This is a genomic window from Nitrosospira sp. NpAV (assembly GCF_000832065.1).
Taxonomy (GTDB): Bacteria; Pseudomonadota; Gammaproteobacteria; order Burkholderiales; family Nitrosomonadaceae; genus Nitrosospira.
The window spans coordinates 1-20766 of sequence record NZ_JXQM01000002.1 but is presented as its reverse complement, the minus strand read 5'-3'; the positions used below and the strand labels follow the sequence as shown (position 1 = coordinate 20766).

Sequence of the window (20766 nt, the reverse complement as noted above, 5' to 3'; positions counted from 1 at the left end):
CGCCTTGCGGCTCGATCTTTCCGGCGATCCCTCGTTTGCCGGGCTGCTCGAGCGGGTACGCACCGTGGCGGCCGAGGCATATGCGCACCAGGACATGCCTTTCGAGATGCTGGTGGCCAGGCTCGCTCCCGCGCGCCATCTCAGCCAGGCGCCCCTCTTCCAAGTGATGTTCAATCTGCTGAATATCGATGGACGCATCTCCGGCGACGTGGCGCAACCGCCGGACGCCGAACCGGATGAGCCGACGGAGCCGGAAGGATCGGAAGAATCTGCGAAATTTGATCTCACGCTCTATGCCATGGAGTACGACCGGACCATCCGGCTCCATGCGGTGTATGCACGGGACCTTTTTGAGTCAGGGACCGTGGCACGGATACTCGGCCATTTCACAACACTGTTGGAAATGATTGTTACCCGTCCCGACATTCCACTCTTGCATTTGCGGCTCACCCATGAAATGCCCTCAGGAAAAAACATGGTCGCGCCGATGACACCCTTTAGCGAATTTCCCGAGCAAGCGCTCGACCGGTCCATAGGGAGCCGTTTTCACGAGCAGGCGGAACGCTATCCCGATCGCGTTGCTATCCGGATAAAAAACGAGCAATGGACTTACAAGTGGCTGGAAGCGCTTTCCAATCGGATCGCCAACGCGGTTCTCTCCTTGTGCGGCGAAAGCGGGGCGCGGATCGCCCTGTCCTTTCACCACGATGCATCGATGATCGCCGCTATGCTTGGCGTATTGAAAGCCGGCAAAACCTATGTTCCTCTCGATCGCGCTCATCCGCCCGCCCGGACTGAGCGGATTATCGGCAGTTCCGGAGCGGCTGCGGTCCTGACCGATATCGACGGTTTTTCCACGGAGCATGCGCAGGTGATCCGGCTTGGCGAGACCGAACGCTTCGAGGCAAACCCGCCGCCCCTCGTATCTCCCGGCGCTGTCGCCTACATCCTCTACACTTCGGGGTCGACAGGGGAGCCAAAAGGTGTCGTGCAGACCCATCGCAACGTTCTGGGGCACGTCCGGGCCTATACCAACAACCTGCATTTATGCGCCGATGACCGCCTGACATTTGTCTCTTCGTACGGCGTTGACGCCGCAGTTCAGGACATATTCGGTGCCCTGCTCAACGGCGCGGCGGTCTATCCCGTTTCGGTACGGGAGAATGGCGTGCAGGCGCTCGCCGATTGCCTGGTGGAACAGGAAATTACGGTTCTTCATTGTGCGCCGACTCTATTTCGCCATCTTATGCATGCATTTCCCACCGCACCGCCCGGTTCGCCGCCCGAACTCGCGCGTCTGAAAAGAATTCGCCTTGTCGCACTCGGGGGCGAAGCCGTGTACCGGCGCGATGTCGATCTTTTTCGCGCCCATTTCCCTCCGGATTGCCTGCTGGTCAATGGTTTCGGCCTGACTGAGTCAACCATGGCGCTACAATATTTTATTGATGGCGGAACCACGCTGGTGCGCGACGCCGTACCCATTGGCTATCCTGTCGACGGCGTCGAGCTTTTATTGCTGGATGATGCCGGAGAGCCGGCGGACGTCTACTGCCCGGGGGAAATTGTGTTGCGGGGTCCCTCTATCGCCATGGGCTATTGGCGGCAGGGCGAAATTGCGCCATTTCCATCGGATGCCGGAGGAAGGCGGCTTTACCGCACGGGCGACCTCGGCCGGCGGCTTCCGGATGGCAGTATCGAGTTCATCGGGCGACGCGATTTCCAAGTGAAGATCCGGGGTTACCGCATCGAACCGGGAGAAATTGAAAAACAGCTTCTGGAGTATCCGGGAGTCAGGCAAGCGGTGGTTATCCCGCAGGCACACGCTGGCAGCCATCGACTTGTCGCATATGTCTCGGCGAAGCCCGAACAAGCACCGGCACCCGACGGCCTGAAGCGATATCTGGAATGCCGATTGCCGGATTATCTGGTGCCGCCGGTGTTCGTCGTGCTTGAAGAGCTGCCGACCACCTCCAGCGGCAAGATCAATCGCCTGGCGTTGCCGGCACCGCAAACATCGGACGACAATTTTGCGCCGCCGCATACCGCCGCTGAGATAAAGCTTGCCGCAATCTGGCGGCAGGTGCTGGCCACCGAGCATATCGGTATTCACGACAATTTCTTCACCGTCGGCGGACACTCCCTATTCGCGACCCAGATTATTTCCCGATTACGCGATGAATTCGGGATCGAGCTGCCGCTGCAACAGATTTTTGAGACGCCTACCATCGCTGGCCTGGCACTGGCCGTGGCCGCCGCGCAAGCTGAAAGCACACCGCTGCCAAAGATTGAACCGCTGCCGCGCTGGCGGCATCGGGCAATGGTTTCCCCCTTCGGGGAGCTGGTATTTTCCAAGGATCTGAGGGCGATGCTGGATCGATTTGCCGCCGCCGGCGGCACGATCGAGACGCCATTTTGAGGAGAGCGCAATGGATGCGATACAGCAACGAGAAAACCCGGAGATAAAACTCGTCGAAAGTAACGAAGAAGTCACGCTTTACATAGACGACGGCCAGGCGATGCAGGGATGGGAGAGGGCGCTGATGTGGGAATCTGCCGACATCCTTTGCGGATACGGGGCGGAATTCCTGGAAGTGGGATTGGGTCTGGGTATTTCGGCGTTACGCATTGCCGCCAACCCTGTCACGCGCCATCATACCGTCATCGAGAAATTTCCGCGGGTCATCGAGCTTTTCCGCGAACGCAATCCATCCCCGCCGTCCACGCTGGAGATTGTCCATGCGGATTTTTTCGAGTATATCCAGCGGATGGAGCCGGAGAGCCTCGACGGCATCTTCTTCGATCCCTACCTCGTGCCGGTTTCGCTGTGGGACGACGAAGCCTTGTGGATGGAAGTGATGCCGGCCGTGACGCGCGCCTTGCGTAGGGGCGGAGTTTTCATTCCCTGCTTCTCCACGCGCCCGGTACTGCGGTGGCAGTTCGTCCACCACTTCGATCGTATTATCGTCGAGCGCCGCTCCTATGCGTCGTACGAAACCACGGATTACGTCAAGAAATATACCGGTGACGCATATATCCAGTGCTTCGTTCGGACCTGACGACAGTTCGCGATACGCGACAGCTACGGCGCCAAATTATTATTAGCGCTCAGACTATACGCCGCAGCAGCGCGCCCGTGTCATAGTCAAGCAACTCCACCCGTGTTGAGGCAACGTCCACAGCGACACAGCCCAATACGTTTCGGCGCGGCTCGAAACGCAGCAACCGCCATGAACCGGGGTGAGCATTATTCCCGGAATCGGAGAGAATTTTTGGCTCCCCGCCTTCCGCGAAGCTGATCTCAAAGCTGTCCAAGGGCTTTGACAGCCCTTGTCCAAGAGCCTTGATATAGGCCTCCTTGCATGTCCAGAGGGTGAAAAACCGGGTGTCCCGCGCCTGCGCCCCAGCCGCAAGCAGCCATGCTTGTTCACCAGGGGCAAAATACGATGAAATCGAAGTGAGCTCAGCGGAATTGCGGAGGATTTCGATATCCACTCCGACCTCGGACCCCTGAGCGATCGCATGAACAATGCAATCACCGGAATGGGCGACATTGAATCGCACCGAACTCGCCGGATGCTCGATAAACAATTTTCCGTACGGATTCTGCTTGAACCGGATCCGAGTGGGATCAACACCTGTATATCGCGCCAGTAAACAACGCAAGGAAGCGCGCGCCAGGATAAACAACTCCCGGTCGCGATCGAAATGGAACCGGGCTGCACGGCATCGTTCCTTCTCGTCAAGGATGGGTAGGTGTTGATCGGACGGAATTCTCGTTTGCGTGGCGGACGTATACCAGAGGTGAACCGCCCCCGCAGGTAATTCGATGGCCGGTGCGGAAATCATTCAATCCTTCGGGTCAGATTTATCGAACTCTGCGAAGTGCGTCCGCGACTTGGCAAAAAACTACGACTGTTTTCTCGACAGCAGCAGCAACAGCATGGGCACACCCAGCAACGCGGTTAGCACCCCGACTGGCAATTGCTGAGGCGCCCATAAAGTGCGCGCCAGGGTATCAGCCAACGTAAGAAAGCCACCCCCCAGCAATACCGATAATGGCAACAGCCAACGAAAGTCGCTCACTCCCAGCAGGCGGACAGCGTGGGGCACAATCAGCCCGACGAATCCGATGGCGCCCGCCAGCATCAGTGCCGCCACAGTCGCCAGTGACGCGCCAAAGTAAACCCCAACCTGCAACGGCAGCACGGCCACACCCAGCGTTTTTGCCTTCATCTGGCCGAGGCTCAGAACGTTGAGGCTACCGGAAAACAGCAGGCTCATGGCCGCTACCACAATCAGGGTGATCCATGCGGGCAGCAATCCTTCGGCGCGGGAGACATCGCCCATCAACCAGAACAGCATACCTTTTACATCACTGACCGGCGCCAGGGTGAGGATCAGCGTGGTCAGTGCGGTACAGCCAGCGGACAACACGACCCCTGTCAGAAGCAACCGGTAAAGATTCCAGTCACCGGCGCGAAAACTCAATCCAAACACGATGGCAATCGCTCCCAATGCGCCCGCCAGTGATGTCAGATTAGTCAACAGGAGCCCCCATCCCAACAGCATGGCGACAAGCGCGCCCACCGCCGCTCCCCCAGATACGCCCAGAATATAAGGATCGGCCAGTGGATTGCGCAACAAAATCTGCAACAGCGCTCCCGCCAGGGCAAGCAGTCCGCCACAGGCAAACGCCGCCAATACGCGCGGCAGGCGAAGTTGCCAGATAATCTGGTGGGGAATGCTTTCAGCCGGTGAAAACAGCGCATGGACAACGGCGGAAAAAGAGATATCCACGCTCCCGAACAGCAATCCCGCCAACAGACTGCCCAAGGCGAGCATCGAAAATAGAACCAGCCACAGTACGGGATGTCTGGCGGAAGTCACGCCAGAACAAGAATACTCAAAATCCCCGGCGAAGGCATACATGTTGCGCTGGCCGCTTGCTCCAAACCCTTCGGCGCACGATGGAATATTCCCGCAACGTTATCGCAGGCTGATGATGGGCCAGGCATTTTTTTCGGCATAACTCTTCAGGGTTGCATCAGGATCCACCGCGACGGGATGGGTGACTTTATTGAGCAGCGGTAGATCATTCAGTGAATCACTGTAAAACCAGCTTTCCAGAAACGACAGCCACGTCAGATTGTGATCATCCAGCCAGCTTTCCAGCCGCGCTATTTTGCCTTCCCTGAAACAGGGCAATCCTGAAACCTGGCCCGTAAATTCGCCATCCTTCTGCTCCGGGTCGGTGGCGATCAGGTGACTTATCCCCAATGCGCGTGCGATCGGCGTGGTAACAAAGCGATTGGTGGCGGTAATGATGACGCACAGATCGCCGCCGAGCATATGCCGGTTAATCAGTGCGCGCGCGCCGGGTGCTATCAATGGCAGAATTCTCTTTTCCATGAATTCACGGTGCCAGGCATCGAGCTGACTGCGAGGGTGGCGCGACAACGGCTTTAACTGAAAATCCAGAAATTCGTGTATATCGAGCGTGCCGGCCTTGTACTGCTCATAGAACTCGACATTGCGTGCTTCATACACCTCACGGTCCAGCACGCGTTGCTCGATAAGAAATTGTGCCCACTCGAAATCGCTGTCACCGGCCAGGAGCGTATTGTCGAGGTCAAACAGGGCAAGTTTCACGATTCCACCTGCAATAATTCGCGTACCAATGGCACAGTGACTTTACGCCGGTTCGCCAGCGAGTAGCTGTCGAGCGCATCGAGTGTAGCCATCAGGGACGGCAAATCGCGCCGACCATGCCGCAACAGATAGTCGCATACCTCCTGCGATAGATCGAGTCCACGGCTGGCGGAATGGCTTTTCATGGCTTCTGCTTTTTCCTCGTCAGTCAATTCATGCACTTGATATACCAAACCCCATCCCAGGCGGGTTACGAGGTCTTCCCGCAACTTCAATCGAGCCGGAGCGGCCGGACCGCTTACGAGAAGAAAGGCGTGACCTTCCTCACGAATGCGATTATAAAGATTAAACAAGCCAATTTGCGCCTTGGCATTGAGACGATCCACGTCGTCCACCATGACGCAATCGGCTTCGTTGCCTGCGATGAAGCTGGTATTCGCATCACACGCGAAGTATGCCGTACTCATTTTGTTGCGCATGCATATCCCCGCCGCCGCCTGCAGCAAATGGCTTTTTCCGCACCCCGTCCCGCCCCATAAATAAACAAAATGTTCCTGTTCCAGGCCCGCGAGAATATTATCCAGCGTTTGTAACAGTTCTGCGTTGCATCCCGGCACGAAATTCGACAGCGTGGGGAGCGGCGATGGGGCGATGTCCAGCACCAGTTGTTTCATTTATGGATTTTATATCGTACAGATCGCGGATGTCCCGAATGTTCAGGGAGCATTTACGGTAAAATTGCGCTTCCTGAAAGCGGCACTCTATCTGCAACTGAGCGAGAACTCAACTTGACCTCATCTAATTCCGGAAATTCCGGTGCTATCCAGCTCTCATACCGCGATGCGGGAGTGGACATCGATGCGGGTGACCGCCTGGTGGAAAACATCAAGCCCTTTGCCAAGCGTACCATGCGTCCGGAGGTGCTCGCAGGCATCGGCGGCTTTGGCGCGCTGTTCGAAATCTCCAGGAATTACCGCAACCCGGTGCTGGTCTCGGGTACCGATGGCGTGGGCACCAAATTGAAGCTCGCATTCCAGTTGAATCGGCACGATAGTATCGGGATAGACCTGGTGGCAATGAGCGTCAATGATATTCTGGTGCAAGGAGCGGAGCCATTGTTCTTCCTGGATTATTTCGCCTGCGGCAGATTGGATGTGGATACCGCCACCCAGGTGGTCAAGGGTATCGCGGCAGGTTGCGAACAAGCGGGTTGCGCCTTGATTGGCGGTGAAACCGCTGAAATGCCGGGCATGTATCCGGAGGGAGAATATGACCTTGCGGGTTTCGCCGTAGGGGTAGTGGAGAAGGATCATATCGTCACCGGTCTAACTATCCGGGAGGGTGACGCGGTGCTTGGACTGGCCTCCAATGGCGCGCATTCCAATGGTTACTCGCTGATCCGCAAGATCATCGAAAAAAATGATACAGACTTGTCGACCGATTTCGAGGGTCAAGCGTTAATGGATGTAATCATGGCGCCGACCCGTATTTATGTGAAACCGGTGCTCGAACTGATGAAGCATCTGCCGGTTAAAGGGCTGGCTCACATTACGGGTGGCGGATTGGTGGAAAATGTTCCACGCGTTTTACCCGATAATGTCGTTGCGGTACTGCAAAAAGGGAAGTGGCATATGCCTCCGCTTTTTCGCTGGCTGCGGGAGCAAGGCAACGTGACCGAAAGTGAAATGCACCGCGTGTTTAATTGCGGCATTGGCATGGTGTTGATCATAGCGCCGGAAATTGCGGATACTGCGATGAAAATATTGCGGTCCGCCGGTGAGACCGTATGGCATATCGGCGCCATCCGGCAACGCGATGCAAATGAAGCGCAGACGATCATCGAATAATCGGGACAGAGATTATCTGTGGTCATCCTGCTGATGCTGAAATAATGAAGTCTCTTGTTATTCTCATTTCCGGCCGCGGCAGCAACATGCAAGCGCTGATCGACGCAAGACTGCCGGTCAGGATAGCCGCCGTTATCAGTAACAGGCCGGATGCGGCGGGACTGGAAATTGCCAGGATGCATGGGTTTGAAACAAAAGTACTGGATCAACGGTCTTATCCTGTTCGTGAGGCGTTCGATACCGCTCTGGCGGAAACAATCGACGCCTATGCGCCGGATCTGATAGCACTCGCCGGTTTCATGCGCATTCTGGGAGATGGCTTTGTTAATCGTTATTATGGCAAGCTGATGAATGTTCACCCGTCACTGCTACCCGCTTTTCCCGGCCTTAATACCCATTTCCGGGCATTGAAAGAAGGCGTGAAAATACATGGCTGCACAGTGCACTTTGTGACCTCACAGGTGGATCACGGCCCGATCATCATTCAGGCGGCGGTCCCGACATTGCCCGATGACACCGAGGAGACGCTCGCTGCACGGGTGTTGCAGCAGGAACACCGCGTTTATCCCGAAGCGGTGCGCTGGTTTATGGAAGGCCGGCTGAGAATCTCCGATAATCGTGTCGAAGTGAGTGATGCCGTGGTTGATGGTTCCATTTTATATTCACCGGCGTTATCCTGAATCCCTAGTTGACCGCTCATTTAATAGATCGGTGTTATGATTAATAACAATATTTCGTACTATTCGACGCATGCCTTCCGGATGAAGGCCGCTACGGGGGTGAATTGCACAGTTATTGTGGCACCTTGCCCTGTGCCCCGAAAACCGCACACCTCACCCCCGTCCGACTACCGGACTTAGGATTATACAAATGAGACATTTATCCGCTGCCCTGTTATATGGACTCAGCCTTTCCGCTTTCTCCATCCCCTCCGCTCTGGCCGCTGATATTCCCGCTCGCATCGATATCAGCTACTCGATAACATCGGGTAGCCTGGAAGGAGAGGTGAATGATACGCTGGAAATCAAACGTGCAAGCGGCGCGCGCAGCTATGTCCTCAGCAGCGAAGCCCGCGCCAAGGGTCTGCTGGCATTGACCCAGCCGGACCCTATCATGCTTGATAGCGCAGGGAGTATCACAGCGGAGGGATCGCTGCGCCCCAGCCGTTTTTCCGATCAGCATGGCAAGAAAATACCCAAAGTAGCTATTTTTGATTGGAATAAGAAATTGCTGACCCTTCAGCATAAACGCGGGGAAGAGCAAAAAGCTCTCCCTGCCAACATTCAGGATAGACTGAGCCTGCACTATAGCTTCATGTTCTCCCCTGTTCCCGGCAAAGTGATAGATCTGCACGTAACCGACGGTAGGCGGCTGGAATCGGTTCGCTACGCCGTTGGCAAGGAAACACTGGATACGCCGATGGGCAAGCTCGAAACTATCGTGCTCACAAAACAGACCGAAACGGATGGCGAGCGCGACAGGAAAATATGGCTTGCCGTTGACCACCATATGCTTCCGGTACGCATCGTGGCCACTGAGAAAATGGGTATTGTGACGGATCAGATGGTCACGAAAATAAGCTATGGAGACCCTGCGAACAGCTTAAAACAGGGACATCTTCAATAATCCTGGAATTCGGCTGCGAGCTGCTTCTTATGCGTATGGCGGTATGAGCGACACCGATCTTTTGCGCCGCTTGATCTTTTCCCCATGGTGAATTCGCGACAGGCCGAATTCGGAATATTTAAAGCCTGCGAATTTATCACCTTTCACGGTTTGAGATACGCGCGTCGCACGCTGTTGTGCGTATATGCCACATCTTCTCACACTTACTTTCATGTATCGATAATAGACAATAGATGCGTCTGACTCCTGCTCATCTGGACATGGCCACCGCCGCGCTGCGTGCCGTGCTGCCCCTGGAGCACCCTGCTGATTCGATGTTGCGGCATTTTTTCCGCGAGAATCCGGTCCTTGGGGCGAATGACCGGGCGTTTGTCGCGGAAAGCGTATTCGGCATTCTGCGTCACCGTTTCTTTCTTGAATGCGTGTCCGGTACTCCTACGCCCCGTTCCCTGTTGCTTGCCTATCTGGCAAGGTTTCAGGGTATGAACTTGCGCGAACTGTTGCCGCTCGTCAGCGAGGCCGAGGCAAAATGGCTCACCGGGATCAAGGCGGTGACCCAGGAATCGCAGTCCCTTGCCATACAGGCCGAGTTCCCTGAATGGCTGATGGAGAAGCTGCGTGGCTTCATGCCGGATAACGAGATTCTTGATCTGGGACGTTCGCTGCAACGGCCCGCTTCACTTGATTTGCGCGTCAATACGTTGCTTGCAAACCGCGACGAAGTCCTTGCGTCGCTTAACCAGGATGGAATTGAAGGCAACGCCACGCCGTACTCGCTTGTCGGCATCCGCCTGGCCGGCAAGCCGGCTATCAATCGCCATGAATTGTTCCTCGCCGGCAAGGTGGAGGTGCAGGACGAAGGCAGCCAACTGCTGGGTTATTTGCTCGCACCGAAACGCGGCGACATGGTGGTGGATTTCTGTGCTGGAGCTGGGGGCAAAACGCTGATGCTGGGTGCATTGATGCGCTCACAGGGACGCATCTATGCTTTCGATATTTCCGAAAAGCGGCTGAACAACTTGAAGCCGCGCCTCAAGCGTTCGGGGCTGTCCAACCTGTATCCGCAGCGTATCGCCAACGAAAATGACATCAAGGTAAAGCGCCTGACGGGAAAGATTGACCGGGTATTGGTGGACGCGCCATGCAGCGGGCTGGGGACGCTGCGCCGCAATCCAGATTTGAAGTGGCGGCAGTCACCGCAGAGCATTGAAGAACTCAAGCGCAAGCAAGGGGCGATTCTGTCATCCGCAGCGAACCTGCTCAAGCCCGGCGGCAGGCTCGTCTATGCCACCTGCAGCTTTTTGCCGGAGGAGAACCAGGAAATCGTCGAGCGCTTCCTTGCCGACCATTCCCGACTCATGCGCTTGAACTGCGCCGAACTCCTTGCGCAACAGAAAATTCAGCTCGACACGGGCGTATACTTGGGGCTGTCACCCGGTTTGCACGGCATGGATGGTTTCTTTGCCGCCGTGATGGAGCTAGCAAAGTAGAAAGATGATATCCCATTTGTATCGCCAATCTTCAATGGCATATCCGGGTTAAATTCCGGCCTGCTCATGCAATCCGATAACGAAGTCGAAATCCAGAGTCTGTTACACCGTTTGATCACTGATGTGCAGGAGATCAGTGTTCTGTGGCAGCTTGCCGTGCTGCTTGCAAGCCTGGGACTGGCATGGTTGCTGCAGAAGCAGTTGAGGCAACGCATTTCGCCTGAAGGAAGCGCCGGGCGCACGCTGAATATCAGCATGAACAGCTTGAGTCGGCTTTTATTCCCACTGTTGGCGCTAGCCTTGGTTATTGTGGGTAGAGAGGCGCTCGGTCATTGGTATTCGACCCATCTTCTCAATATCGTTATTCCACTGTTATTTGCCCTCGCGCTGATTCGGGCGGCTGTCTATATACTGCGCCGGGTTTTTTCCAGTCAGGACTGGTTGCGTCCCTGGGAACGTTTCATCGGCTGGGTGGTGTGGATTGGGCTGGTGTTACACATAACAGGCCTGTTGCCGGAAATCCTGACTTTCTTTGACGATATCTCCTTTCATATTGGCAAGCAGCGTCTTTCAGTACTGATGATCGTACAGGGAATTCTCGCATTTACGATCAGCATGCTGTTGGCGCTTTGGCTCGCCAGTTCGTTTGAAGCGCGTATCATGCAAGCCGCTGCGCTGAATATCAACCAGCGGGTGATCCTCTCAAAAGTTACCCGCACCCTGCTGATTCTTTTGGGTGTGTTGGTCGCGTTGCCCATGGTCGGGGTTGATATTACCGTGCTGTCCGTATTCGGTGGCGCGCTCGGCGTTGGACTGGGATTGGGTCTGCAGAAAATTGCCAGCAACTATATAAGCGGCTTTATCATTCTGCTGGATCACTCCCTGCATATTGGCGATGTCGTCACGGTGGATAACCGCAAAGGTGAGGTCACGTCGCTCACCACGCGGTACGTGGTACTCAAGATTGACGACGGTACCGAGGCCCTGATCCCCAATGATACCTTCATCACCTCAACAGTTATCAGCCAGACCTATTCGGACCATCGACTACGTCTGATTCTTCCGTTTCAGATCGGCTACGCGAGCCCAGTTGAAGCGGCCATGAAAATCATACTGGACGCTGCGAAAAAACAGCCAAATATATTAGCTGATCCCGAACCCTTGGTGATTCTCAAGGAATTTGCCGACAGCGGAATCAATCTGGAACTTATTATCTGGATAGAAAATCCGGAGGGCGGGGCACTCCGTTTACGTTCCAGCCTGAATCTGGAAATCTGGTCGGAATTTCAAAAACACGGCATCGAAATCCCCTTCCCGCAACGGGAAGTACGGCTCGTGCGGCCAGCCAAATTTGAGAATTAAGGCGGGATTCAACTGCAGCTTGTTTAATCCGGATGATCCATCGGGTAGGCTCGGAGTACCGCCAATGGGTTATCGGGTTAAATGCTCATACTGTTTTCTTCTGTATGAACTCGATCTTGTAACCGTCCGGGTCCTCGACGAATGCAATCACAGTGGCGCCATGCTTCATCGGTCCGGCTTCACGGGTGACTTTTCCGCCCCGTTTTTTTACTTCGTCGCAGGCTTGGTAGGCATTATCCACTTCGATGGCGATATGTCCGTAGCCGGTGCCCAGGTCATATTCCTTTACATCCCAGTTATGGGTTAGTTCCAGTACCGCACCCTCCGCCTCATCCTGATAACCGACAAACGCCAGGGTAAATTTTCCCTCGGGATAATCCTTCCGTCGCAGCACTTTCATTCCCAGCACATCTGCGTAGAAAGCAATGGATTTTTCCAAGTTGCCGACCCGCAGCATCGTATGCAGAATGCGCATTTAAATTTCCACCATTTCAAAATCTTCCTTGCGCGCGGCACATTCGGGACAAGTCCAGTTCATTGGGACGTCTTCCCATCGGGTCCCCGGAGGAATACCTTCTTGCGGCGATCCTTCGGCTTCGTCGTATATGAAGCCGCAAATGAGGCACATGTAACAACGGTAAGCGCGAGTTTCGGTAGTAGGCATGATGACAGGGATTTGGGTTAAAATGCCATTTTACGGTATTAGTCCATGTCTCAGCCACCCCCTATTGTACTTTCTTTCGCCGCCAGCGACGCCAGCGGCGGCGCCGGTGTTCAGGCTGACATTCTCACTCTTGCCAGCATGGGGTGTCATCCGCTGTCGGTGATTACCGCCATTACCGTGCAGGATACCGCCGGCGTGGATGATGTCATGGCACTGGATCCGGAATGGGTGGCAGATCAGGCGCGCGCAGTCCTTGAAGACATGCCCGTACATGTCTTCAAAATCGGAATGCTGGGCAGCGTTGAGATTATCACGGCCATCGCCGAAGTCATTTCGGATTATCCTAATATCCCGCTGGTGCTGGACCCTGTGCTTGCTTCGGGCCGTGGTGACGAACTCGCCAGCGAAGATATGCTGATTGCGATGCGCGAGCTATTGCTTCCCCAGGCAACCATCATCACTCCCAATAGCCTGGAAGCGCGGCGGCTCACCCAGGATGACGAAGATGATGAGGACATACAGGACCTGAGTCAATGCGCGGGCCGTCTTTTACAGATGGGCTGCGAATACGTCCTTATCACAGGAACGCATGAGAATACACTACAGGTAGTCAATCATCTGTACGGAAACGATGGCATTATCCGTTCGGATTCCTGGCACCGCCTGGCGGGTTCCTATCATGGTTCGGGCTGCACGCTTGCTTCGGCCATTGCCGCCGCGCTGGCGAACGGCCTACCCATCGCCGAGGGAGTATATGAGGCGCAGGAGTATACATGGCAATCGCTTAAAGCCGGTTTTCGTCCGGGAATGGGGCAGTATCTTCCAGATCGGCTGTTTTGGGCCCGCGATGAAATTGATGCCGCGAATGAGGATGAGGTGAAATGACACGGCCACAAGTTGGGGGGTTATATGCCATCACACCGGAGATCGCCGGTACCCCCCGCCTGATTACGATGACGCGAGAGATACTGAGGGGCGGCGCGCGGCTGGTTCAATATCGTAATAAGATAGCGGATACCTCGCTGCAATTGGAGCAGGCTTCTTCACTTGCACATCTTTGCCGGAAGTTCGGCATACCCTTTATTGTCAATGATCACCTCGACCTTGCCGTTGAGGTAGACGCGGACGGCGTACATGTGGGGCAGGACGACGCTTCCGTCAGTGATGCGCGTCGCAGGCTGGGGCGTGGAAAGATTATTGGGGTTTCTTGTTACAATCGGCTGGAGCTTGCTGTCGAAGCGGAGCGTGAGGGTGCGGATTATGTTGCGTTCGGCGCTTTTTTTGTTTCGATCACAAAACCCGGTGCGACCGTCGCCCCCATGGATTTGCTACATCATGCGAAGCGAAAATTGCATATTCCCATTGTCGCTATCGGGGGCATAACCCCTAACAATGGCCTGGCGCTGATACAACAGGGCGCCGATGCCGTAGCGGCAAGCAATGCTCTGTTCGATGCCCCAAACATTCAGCTTGCGGCTGAGAAATTTTCGCGGTTATTCGACTGCACCCCGGTATTCCATTCCTCATAACTATGGGTTATCCAATGACTTCACGTAATCAGCAATTGTTTGAACTCTCGCAGAAATATATTCCGGGCGGCGTTAACTCACCGGTGCGTGCTTTCAAGTCGGTGGGTGGTACGCCGGTATTTTTCCGTAGGGGGCAGGGCGCCTACGTATGGGATGCAGACGATAAAACTTATATCGATTACGTGGGTTCCTGGGGACCGTTGATTCTTGGCCATGCCCATCCCGAAGTGGTTAAAGCGGTGCAGACGGCGGCGCAAGATGGCTTGACTTTCGGCGCGCCCACTGAGGCCGAGCTCGAAATAGCGAAGCTGCTGTGTACACTCGTTTCATCGATCGAGCAGGTGAGGCTGGTAAGCTCGGGAACCGAAGCTACCATGAGCGCCATTCGCTTGGCACGCGGGTATACCGGAAGGAATCGCATTATCAAATTCGAAGGTTGTTATCACGGCCATGATGACGCCTTATTGGTGAAGGCAGGATCCGGGGCGCTGACTTTCGGCCATCCCAGTTCCGCTGGGGTGCCCGCGGGAACCACCTCCAGCACTGTGGTACTGGACTACAATGATCTTGCCGGTGTAGAGCAGGCATTCAGTCAATTTGGTGAAGAAATCGCAGCCGTCATCGTAGAGCCCGTGGCGGGCAACATGAATTTGGTGGCGCCGAAACCAGGCTTTTTGCCTGCACTGCGCGAGTTATGTACGCAACATGGCAGCGTGCTTATCTTTGATGAGGTCATGACCGGTTTTCGCGTTGGTCTGGAATGTGCCCAGGGACGCTATGGCATCAAACCCGATCTCACCACGCTTGGCAAAGTAATTGGCGGCGGGATGCCGATGGCTGCTTTTGGCGGCAGGCGCGACATTATGCAATGCCTAGCCCCGTTAGGGCCCGTGTACCAGGCAGGGACGCTTTCCGGCAATCCTGTTGCGGTAGCAGCGGGGCTTGCCACGTTGAGGCTGGTACAAGCACCCGGATTCTACGAAGAACTCTCCCTTAGTACCCGGCAACTTACCGAGGGTCTCACCGCTGCCGCGAAGAAACATAATATTCCTTTTTGCGCGCAGGCGGTGGGGGGAATGTTCGGCCTCTACTTCAGGGAGAATTTGCCGACCAGTTATGCTGAAGTAATGGGTTGCGACAAGGAGGCTTTTAACCGCTTTTTCCATGCCATGCTTCAGGAAGGCATTTATTTTGCGCCGTCGGCATTTGAAGCCGGGTTCGTTTCTACAACGCACGGCGGCGGCGAAATCAGTAAAACACTGGATGCCGCTGACCGGGTATTCAGCGCATTAAAACAATAAAAACCCGATGGAGGCAGACCGGGTTGATCGGCACTGTTTCAAGCGCCGGGCTTAGCGCAAACCGGAAATGAATTCCGACACCGCCTGTATTTCCTTTTCGCTCATGCGAGAAGCAATCATGTGCATCTCATTATTGGGATCCTTGGTGCGCTGGTCGGTCCGGAATGCTCGTAATTGCGCCGCGACATACTCTGAATGCTGCCCGGCAAGACGCGGGTAGCTGGGCGGAATACCCACACCGTTGGGAGAATGGCAACCGGCGCACGCAGGCAAACCGGACTCCAGATTTCCACCGCGATATATCTTTTCACCCTGCTGCGCCAATGACTTATCCTTGGCGCCGCCAGACCTGGGAATTTGCTGGGTATAATATGCGCCGAGATTCTTCATGTCCTCCGCGGAGAGCGGCGCTACCATAGCGCCCATGACCGGACTTTCGCGCTCCGCGGGTTTGCCGTCTTGCGACTTGAAATTCTCCAGTTGCTTGGTGATATACTCGGCATGCTGACCAGCTAGGCTGGGATTTGTGGGTATGACGCTGTTACCGTCAGGGTTGTGGCAGGCCGCACAAACTTGTGTGGCAATTTGCTGGCCTTTAGCTGCGTCCCCCTTGCCCTTATTGGTCTCTGGGGCCGCTTCCGCGAAAGTTTGATTGGATAGCGCCAGTGAGGCTAATATAAATACCATGTTCGAAATCGATTTCATGCCATACATTTCCTGACGCTCCGGAGAAATTATAACCATGCTAATAACATTGTATTTTATCAAGGTGAGGGCAGGTTAACAACAATAACCCGTAGCAAATGAAAACATTATTTTTTTTGTTGTTGTTTATCAACGTCGCTTTCGCGTTCTATATTCAATCGCCGAGACCGCACGTCGGTAGAAGTGCGCAGCCGTTGCCGGAGCTTCAGCCGGAAAGAAGCGAACCGTCAGTCGCACCCGTCAGCTGCCTGGAATGGGGTTCCTTTTTTGAGGTAGACCTGCAACAGGTCGAGGCTGCGATAGCCAGGCAAGATCTGGGCGATAAGGTGAGCCGGCAACCTGCGGGGAAGACACCGGTCTATTGGATACATATTCCTCCACTCAGAAGTAAATATCATGCGATAAAGAAAATGGGGGAGCTTAGAAGGTTAAAGTTGACTAATTTTTCTCACGTTCAAGAGGATGGCAAATGGAATAATGCCATTTCCATGGGATTTTTTCATAACATAGATGAGGCCCAGAATGTAATGGCATCACTCAGGAGCAAGGGCGTAAAGTCGGCGGTTATCGGAGCCCGAAACTTGGAGCAGATAAAGTTCGTGGTGCAGGCGCCATCGGACGACATTACCGGAAGGATGAAGGAACTGGAGCGCGAATTCCCCGGCAGTGAGCTGAAGACGATCGAGTGCAACGCATCAGAGCTGGAATTGATGGCGACCGATGATAAATAGCAGATCGGTACTTACGTAGCCTGCCAGGTATTTCCTTATCATCTCGCCTAACCCGAGGAATCTCAGTGCCGCCGTGAAGCGTGTCCCCCGGGAAACTCAGATAACCTGTTCGGAGGTTCCTGAAGAAGCTCCCGAATGTATCCTGAACCGATTCTCCCTCCTTCGCTCCTACCACTGAATTGCACGCAATACTGCTCTTGCAATGCATCAACCCAACCGCCATCATACGTTTTTATTCACTCATCGGAAGCGACCATGACCGTATCCCTCAAATCCCCGCAGGAAATAGAAAAAATGCGTATAGCGGGCATACTTGCGTCAGAGGTGCTGGATTACATTGCCCCTTTCGTCAAGCCGGGGGTCACCACTAACGAGCTTGACGCTCTGTGCCATGATTATATGGTTAATGTACAGAATACCATTCCGGCTCCTCTCAATTACGCGCCACCGGGATATCTGCCTTATCCAAAATCCATCTGTACCTCGGTCAATCATCAAGTATGTCACGGCGTGCCGGGTGAAAAAAAACTCAAATCGGGCGATATCGTCAATATTGATGTGACCGTGATCAAAGATGGATACCACGGCGATACCAGCCGCATGTACTATGTCGGCGAACCAGGAATTCAGGCTAGGCGCCTATGCGAAATTACCTATGAATCGATGTGGCATGGTATTGAAGAGGTCAAGCCGGGAAAGCATCTGGGCGATATCGGCCATGCCATCCAGCGTTTTGCCGAAGGCCGTGGATGCAGTGTGGTGAGGGAATTCTGCGGGCACGGAATCGGCAAGAAATTTCATGAAGACCCTCAAGTGCTTCACTACGGCAATGCGGGTACCGGGCTGCAACTCAAAGCAGGGATGATTTTTACGATCGAGCCGATGATCAATGCCGGAAAAGCTCCCATACGCCAAATGGCCGACGGTTGGACGATCGTAACCAAGGACCACAGCCTGTCGGCACAATGGGAGCATACGGTGCTGGTGACCGAGACCGGATATGAGGTGCTGACACTCTCCGCCGGCGCGCCGCCGAAACCTGTTCTTCATCCCTGAATATTATGGGGCAACCCTATATAGGTCTACAAAGATGAAACGAAGCGATGCAAAAAATCCTTGTGGATCATATCGCCAAATCGGGAAATAAGCGGTCAACCGGCGGATCCGGATTTAACGCCGAAGCAGCCAAAATAGCGTTGCTTCAGGGCCGCGAAGCGTTACATCAACGCTATTGCAAGAACAAATATGGCGCAGCCTTGCTGCGTGACCATTGCAGATTGGTGGATGACGTTTTACGCCAGGTCTGGCGAGAAATGGCGATGCCGGCTTCCACTGCATTACTGGCGGTAGGCGGCTACGGACGCCGCCAGCTTTTTCCTTATTCCGACATAGATCTGCTGGTACTCCTGCCTGCGGGAAAAGGCGGGGGCGATACGGAGGACGACGCCATCAAACCCCGGCTGGAGCACTGGGTGAGATTATTATGGGATATCGGGCTGGAGGTTGGGCATAGTGTTCGCACACTCGCCGACTGTACGAAAGAGGCGGGTAAGGATATCACCGTGCAAACCAGTCTGCTGGAAGCGCGTCAACTTGCCGGGAGCCACCCATTGTTCATTGAATTTTCGACAGCCATGCAGGCAGCGCTTGAGCCGCGCGCCTTTTTCATCGCCAAGCAGCTTGAACAACAACAACGTCACGGCAGATACCACGATGCCACCCACAATCTCGAACCCAACATAAAGGAAAGCCCTGGCGGACTTCGGGATTTACAGAATATCCTTTGGGTCAGCCGGGCGGCGGGGCTGGGAAAATCCTGGCCGGATCTTGCCAAGGGGGGCTTCATTACGCGACGGGAAGCTCGCCTTGCCCAACGCCATCAAACCATCCTGCAAAACTTGCGCATCCGGTTGCACTATCTCGCGGGACGGCGTGAAGATCGGCTGCTGTTCGATTATCAGACTTCTCTCGCCGAAGAATCTGGCATAGCCGGCAAACCGCCGCGGCAAGCGAGCGAGATGCTGATGCAGAGCTACTATCATGCTGCCAGGGTGGTGACACAAATCAACACGATCCTGCTACTCACACTGCGCTCGGAAATCTTTCCCGGTCCCGATGCAGTGCCGGTTATTATCAATAAACGTTTTCAGAAACGGGGTGAATTACTGGAAGCGCGGGATGAAAGCATTTTCCGGCAAGATCCGGGCACGATCCTGGAAAGCGCCCTGCTACTGCAGCAGCATCCCGAATTAAAGGCCCGTAGTGCAGCGACGCTGAGGGCGATGTGGCGCGCCGCGCCGCTCATCAATACCGCCTTCCGGCGTGATCCGCGCAATCGTGCCTTATTCATGAAAATTCTACGTCAGCCGCGCGGGCTGACGCGCGAACTGCGCCTTCTGAATCGCTATGGCATCCTTGGCCGCTATATCCCGGCGTTTGGGCGCATTGTCGGCCAGATGCAGCATGATCTTTTTCACGTTTATACGGTGGACGAACATATCCTGATGGTAGTAAGAAACCTGCGTCGTTTCATGGCGCCGGAATTTACCCATGAGTACCCGCTATGCAGTCGGCTCATTGGCGAATTCAAACGCCCGGAAGTGCTCTATCTTGCTGGGCTGTTCCACGATATCGCCAAGGGGCGCGACGGAGATCACTCGGTGCTTGGCAGAACCGACGCCAAGCATTTCTGCGTACAACATGGGATGCTGGCGAAAGATACGGAGCTGGTGACATGGCTGGTGGAAAATCATCTGGTGATGTCGATCACGGCCCAAAAGAAAGACATATCCGATGCGGATGTAATTGGAGATTTTGCTGCGCGTGTCAAAGATGAACGTCATCTCATCGCACTTTATCTGCTCACCGTTGCGGACATTCGAGGCACCAGCCCAAAAGTATGGAACGCCTGGAAAGGCAAGCTGCTGGAGGATTTGTTCTGGACAACGCGGGAGCATCTTTGCGGTGAATCCATCCATGCGGATGGTATGCTGAAAAAACGCAAACATAAAGCACTGGAATTGCTGCAACATGCCGGTATCCCCGCCAGCGCGCATGAACGGCTGTGGTCGGTGCTAGATCCCGCATATTTGCTGCTGCATGACCCGCAGGAAATCGCGTGGCATACGCATCATCTGAGCCACCGGTTAAAGTCGTCTGCGCCGGTGGTTAAGGCGCGTATCGCACCTGCCGGAACGGGCATTCAGGTCTTGGTCTATGCACCTGACCAGAAGGATTTGTTCGCGCGCATCTGTGGTTTTTTTGACGGTCTGGATTACAACATCGTTGAAGCCAGGATCCATACGACTCGCGACGGCTATGCGCTCGATAGCTTCCTCGTGTTGGATCCCTTCAATGTAATGGAACATCAGCGCGACGTAATCGCCATTGTGGAGCATGAGCTGGCACAACAATTGGAGCAGCGGGTGCCCTTAAAATCCCCGCAGCAAGGGCGCCTGAGCCGCCATCTCAGGCATTTTCCGATTACGCCGGAAGTTGATATCGAACCGGATGAGAAAGGGCTGTACCATATTCTCTCAATTGTGGCGGGAGATCAGCCGGGACTCCTGACGCGCATCGCGCAGGTATTGGTAAGTTTTGGCGTAAATGTACACAGCGCCAGGATAAATACCCTGGGCGAACGTGCCGAAGACACATTCCTCATTACGGGAGAAATATTGAATGAGACACGAACCCTGATCCACCTTGAGACCATGCTGCTGGAGGCGCTGCGAACCCAGCCGAGGGCATCAACGTAAGATCGGAATCATCTCTTACGTGAGGCCGGTTGGGATGTTTTGTTCAGTGTACGGCCAGTATGCCATCGCGTGCAGAAAGATCCTGGCAGTAATTTTCATAGATT

General features: G+C 54.7%; 20 protein-coding genes. 13 read left to right on the top strand and 7 right to left on the bottom strand.

Features of this window, described 5'->3' with window-relative positions; genetic code table 11:
- Nucleotides 1-2416 (top strand): non-ribosomal peptide synthetase (locus SQ11_RS02355; RefSeq protein ID WP_156972389.1); only part of this gene is annotated, 2416 nt, incomplete at its 5' end.
- A 10-nt stretch (nt 2417-2426) separates the two neighbouring features.
- Nucleotides 2427-3056, top strand: a complete 630-nt coding sequence (locus SQ11_RS02350; protein WP_041512549.1) for a class I SAM-dependent methyltransferase — start codon at nt 2427-2429, stop codon at nt 3054-3056.
- Between the two features lie 49 nt (nt 3057-3105).
- Here SQ11_RS02350 and SQ11_RS16295 read toward each other — a convergent pair whose 3' ends face one another.
- From SQ11_RS16295 to hda, 4 genes are all read right to left on the bottom strand, one after another.
- Nucleotides 3106-3846 carry a 4'-phosphopantetheinyl transferase superfamily protein gene (locus SQ11_RS16295; protein ID WP_052493941.1) on the bottom strand — a complete coding sequence of 247 codons (741 nt, stop codon included), beginning with the start codon at nt 3844-3846 and terminating at the stop codon, nt 3106-3108.
- 60 nt (nt 3847-3906) lie between these two features.
- Nucleotides 3907-4887 (bottom strand): iron ABC transporter permease, encoded by a 981-nt coding sequence (locus SQ11_RS02340; RefSeq protein WP_232297863.1) that lies wholly within the window; start codon nt 4885-4887, stop codon nt 3907-3909.
- Nucleotides 4888-4986: 99 nt separating this feature from the next.
- Entirely contained in the window at nt 4987-5649 is a 663-nt protein-coding gene (locus SQ11_RS02335) for an HAD family phosphatase (protein WP_041512547.1), read from the bottom strand.
- On the bottom strand, nt 5646-6323 hold the full coding sequence (hda, locus tag SQ11_RS02330) for a DnaA regulatory inactivator Hda (RefSeq protein WP_041512546.1): 678 nt from the start codon (nt 6321-6323) through the stop codon (nt 5646-5648). The genes SQ11_RS02335 and hda overlap by 4 nt, the downstream gene beginning before the upstream one ends.
- A gap of 114 nt (nt 6324-6437) precedes the next feature.
- Here hda and purM point away from each other — a divergent pair, with 114 nt between their 5' ends.
- From purM to SQ11_RS02305, 5 genes are all read left to right on the top strand, one after another.
- Nucleotides 6438-7496 (top strand): phosphoribosylformylglycinamidine cyclo-ligase, encoded by a 1059-nt coding sequence (gene purM, locus SQ11_RS02325; RefSeq protein WP_052493940.1) that lies wholly within the window; start codon nt 6438-6440, stop codon nt 7494-7496.
- 44 nt (nt 7497-7540) lie between these two features.
- Nucleotides 7541-8176, top strand: coding sequence for a phosphoribosylglycinamide formyltransferase (gene purN / locus SQ11_RS02320; RefSeq protein ID WP_041512545.1), 636 nt, complete (start codon nt 7541-7543; stop codon nt 8174-8176).
- Between the two features lie 190 nt (nt 8177-8366).
- On the top strand, nt 8367-9122 hold the full coding sequence (locus SQ11_RS02315) for a DUF3108 domain-containing protein (protein ID WP_041512544.1): 756 nt from the start codon (nt 8367-8369) through the stop codon (nt 9120-9122).
- Between the two features lie 233 nt (nt 9123-9355).
- Nucleotides 9356-10612, top strand: coding sequence for an RsmB/NOP family class I SAM-dependent RNA methyltransferase (locus tag SQ11_RS02310; RefSeq protein WP_041512543.1), 1257 nt, complete (start codon nt 9356-9358; stop codon nt 10610-10612).
- A gap of 66 nt (nt 10613-10678) precedes the next feature.
- A complete protein-coding gene (locus tag SQ11_RS02305) occupies nt 10679-11974 on the top strand; it encodes a mechanosensitive ion channel family protein (RefSeq protein ID WP_041512542.1) in 1296 nt (431 codons plus the stop codon).
- Nucleotides 11975-12059: 85 nt separating this feature from the next.
- Here the strand turns inward: SQ11_RS02305 and gloA are convergent, their stop codons facing one another.
- Both gloA and SQ11_RS16645 read right to left on the bottom strand, forming a co-directional pair.
- The gene (gene gloA, locus SQ11_RS02300; RefSeq protein ID WP_041512541.1) at nt 12060-12449 is read right to left on the bottom strand and encodes a lactoylglutathione lyase; all 390 of its coding nucleotides are present in this window, start codon (nt 12447-12449) and stop codon (nt 12060-12062) included.
- Nucleotides 12450-12638: a rubredoxin gene (locus tag SQ11_RS16645; protein WP_074630801.1), complete on the bottom strand. Its 189-nt coding sequence runs from the start codon at nt 12636-12638 to the stop codon at nt 12450-12452. It abuts the gene before it with no gap.
- Between the two features lie 45 nt (nt 12639-12683).
- Here SQ11_RS16645 and thiD point away from each other — a divergent pair, with 45 nt between their 5' ends.
- The 3 genes from thiD to hemL are packed head-to-tail and all read left to right on the top strand — an operon-like array spanning nt 12684 to nt 15468.
- Entirely contained in the window at nt 12684-13523 is an 840-nt protein-coding gene (gene thiD / locus SQ11_RS02295; protein ID WP_041512540.1) for a bifunctional hydroxymethylpyrimidine kinase/phosphomethylpyrimidine kinase, read from the top strand.
- Nucleotides 13520-14167, top strand: a complete 648-nt coding sequence (thiE, locus tag SQ11_RS02290) for a thiamine phosphate synthase (RefSeq protein WP_041512539.1) — start codon at nt 13520-13522, stop codon at nt 14165-14167. The genes thiD and thiE overlap by 4 nt, the downstream gene beginning before the upstream one ends.
- 14 nt (nt 14168-14181) lie before the next feature.
- Complete coding sequence (gene hemL / locus SQ11_RS02285; RefSeq protein WP_041512551.1) at nt 14182-15468, top strand: glutamate-1-semialdehyde 2,1-aminomutase; 1287 nt, start codon at nt 14182-14184, stop codon at nt 15466-15468.
- Nucleotides 15469-15519: 51 nt separating this feature from the next.
- Here hemL and SQ11_RS02280 read toward each other — a convergent pair whose 3' ends face one another.
- A complete protein-coding gene (locus SQ11_RS02280; RefSeq protein WP_198140777.1) occupies nt 15520-16182 on the bottom strand; it encodes a cytochrome c in 663 nt (220 codons plus the stop codon).
- An 89-nt stretch (nt 16183-16271) separates the two neighbouring features.
- On the opposite strand from SQ11_RS02280, the gene SQ11_RS02275 reads away from it, so the two are divergent.
- The 3 genes from SQ11_RS02275 (at nt 16272) to SQ11_RS02265 (ending at nt 20662) form a co-directional block, all read left to right on the top strand.
- Complete coding sequence (locus tag SQ11_RS02275) at nt 16272-16904, top strand: SPOR domain-containing protein (RefSeq protein ID WP_041512537.1); 633 nt, start codon at nt 16272-16274, stop codon at nt 16902-16904.
- Nucleotides 16905-17159: 255 nt separating this feature from the next.
- Nucleotides 17160-17960, top strand: a complete 801-nt coding sequence (map, locus tag SQ11_RS02270; RefSeq protein WP_041512536.1) for a type I methionyl aminopeptidase — start codon at nt 17160-17162, stop codon at nt 17958-17960.
- 47 nt (nt 17961-18007) lie between these two features.
- A complete protein-coding gene (locus SQ11_RS02265) occupies nt 18008-20662 on the top strand; it encodes a [protein-PII] uridylyltransferase (RefSeq protein ID WP_084226694.1) in 2655 nt (884 codons plus the stop codon).
- The last annotated feature ends 104 nt before the right edge of the window (nt 20663-20766 follow it).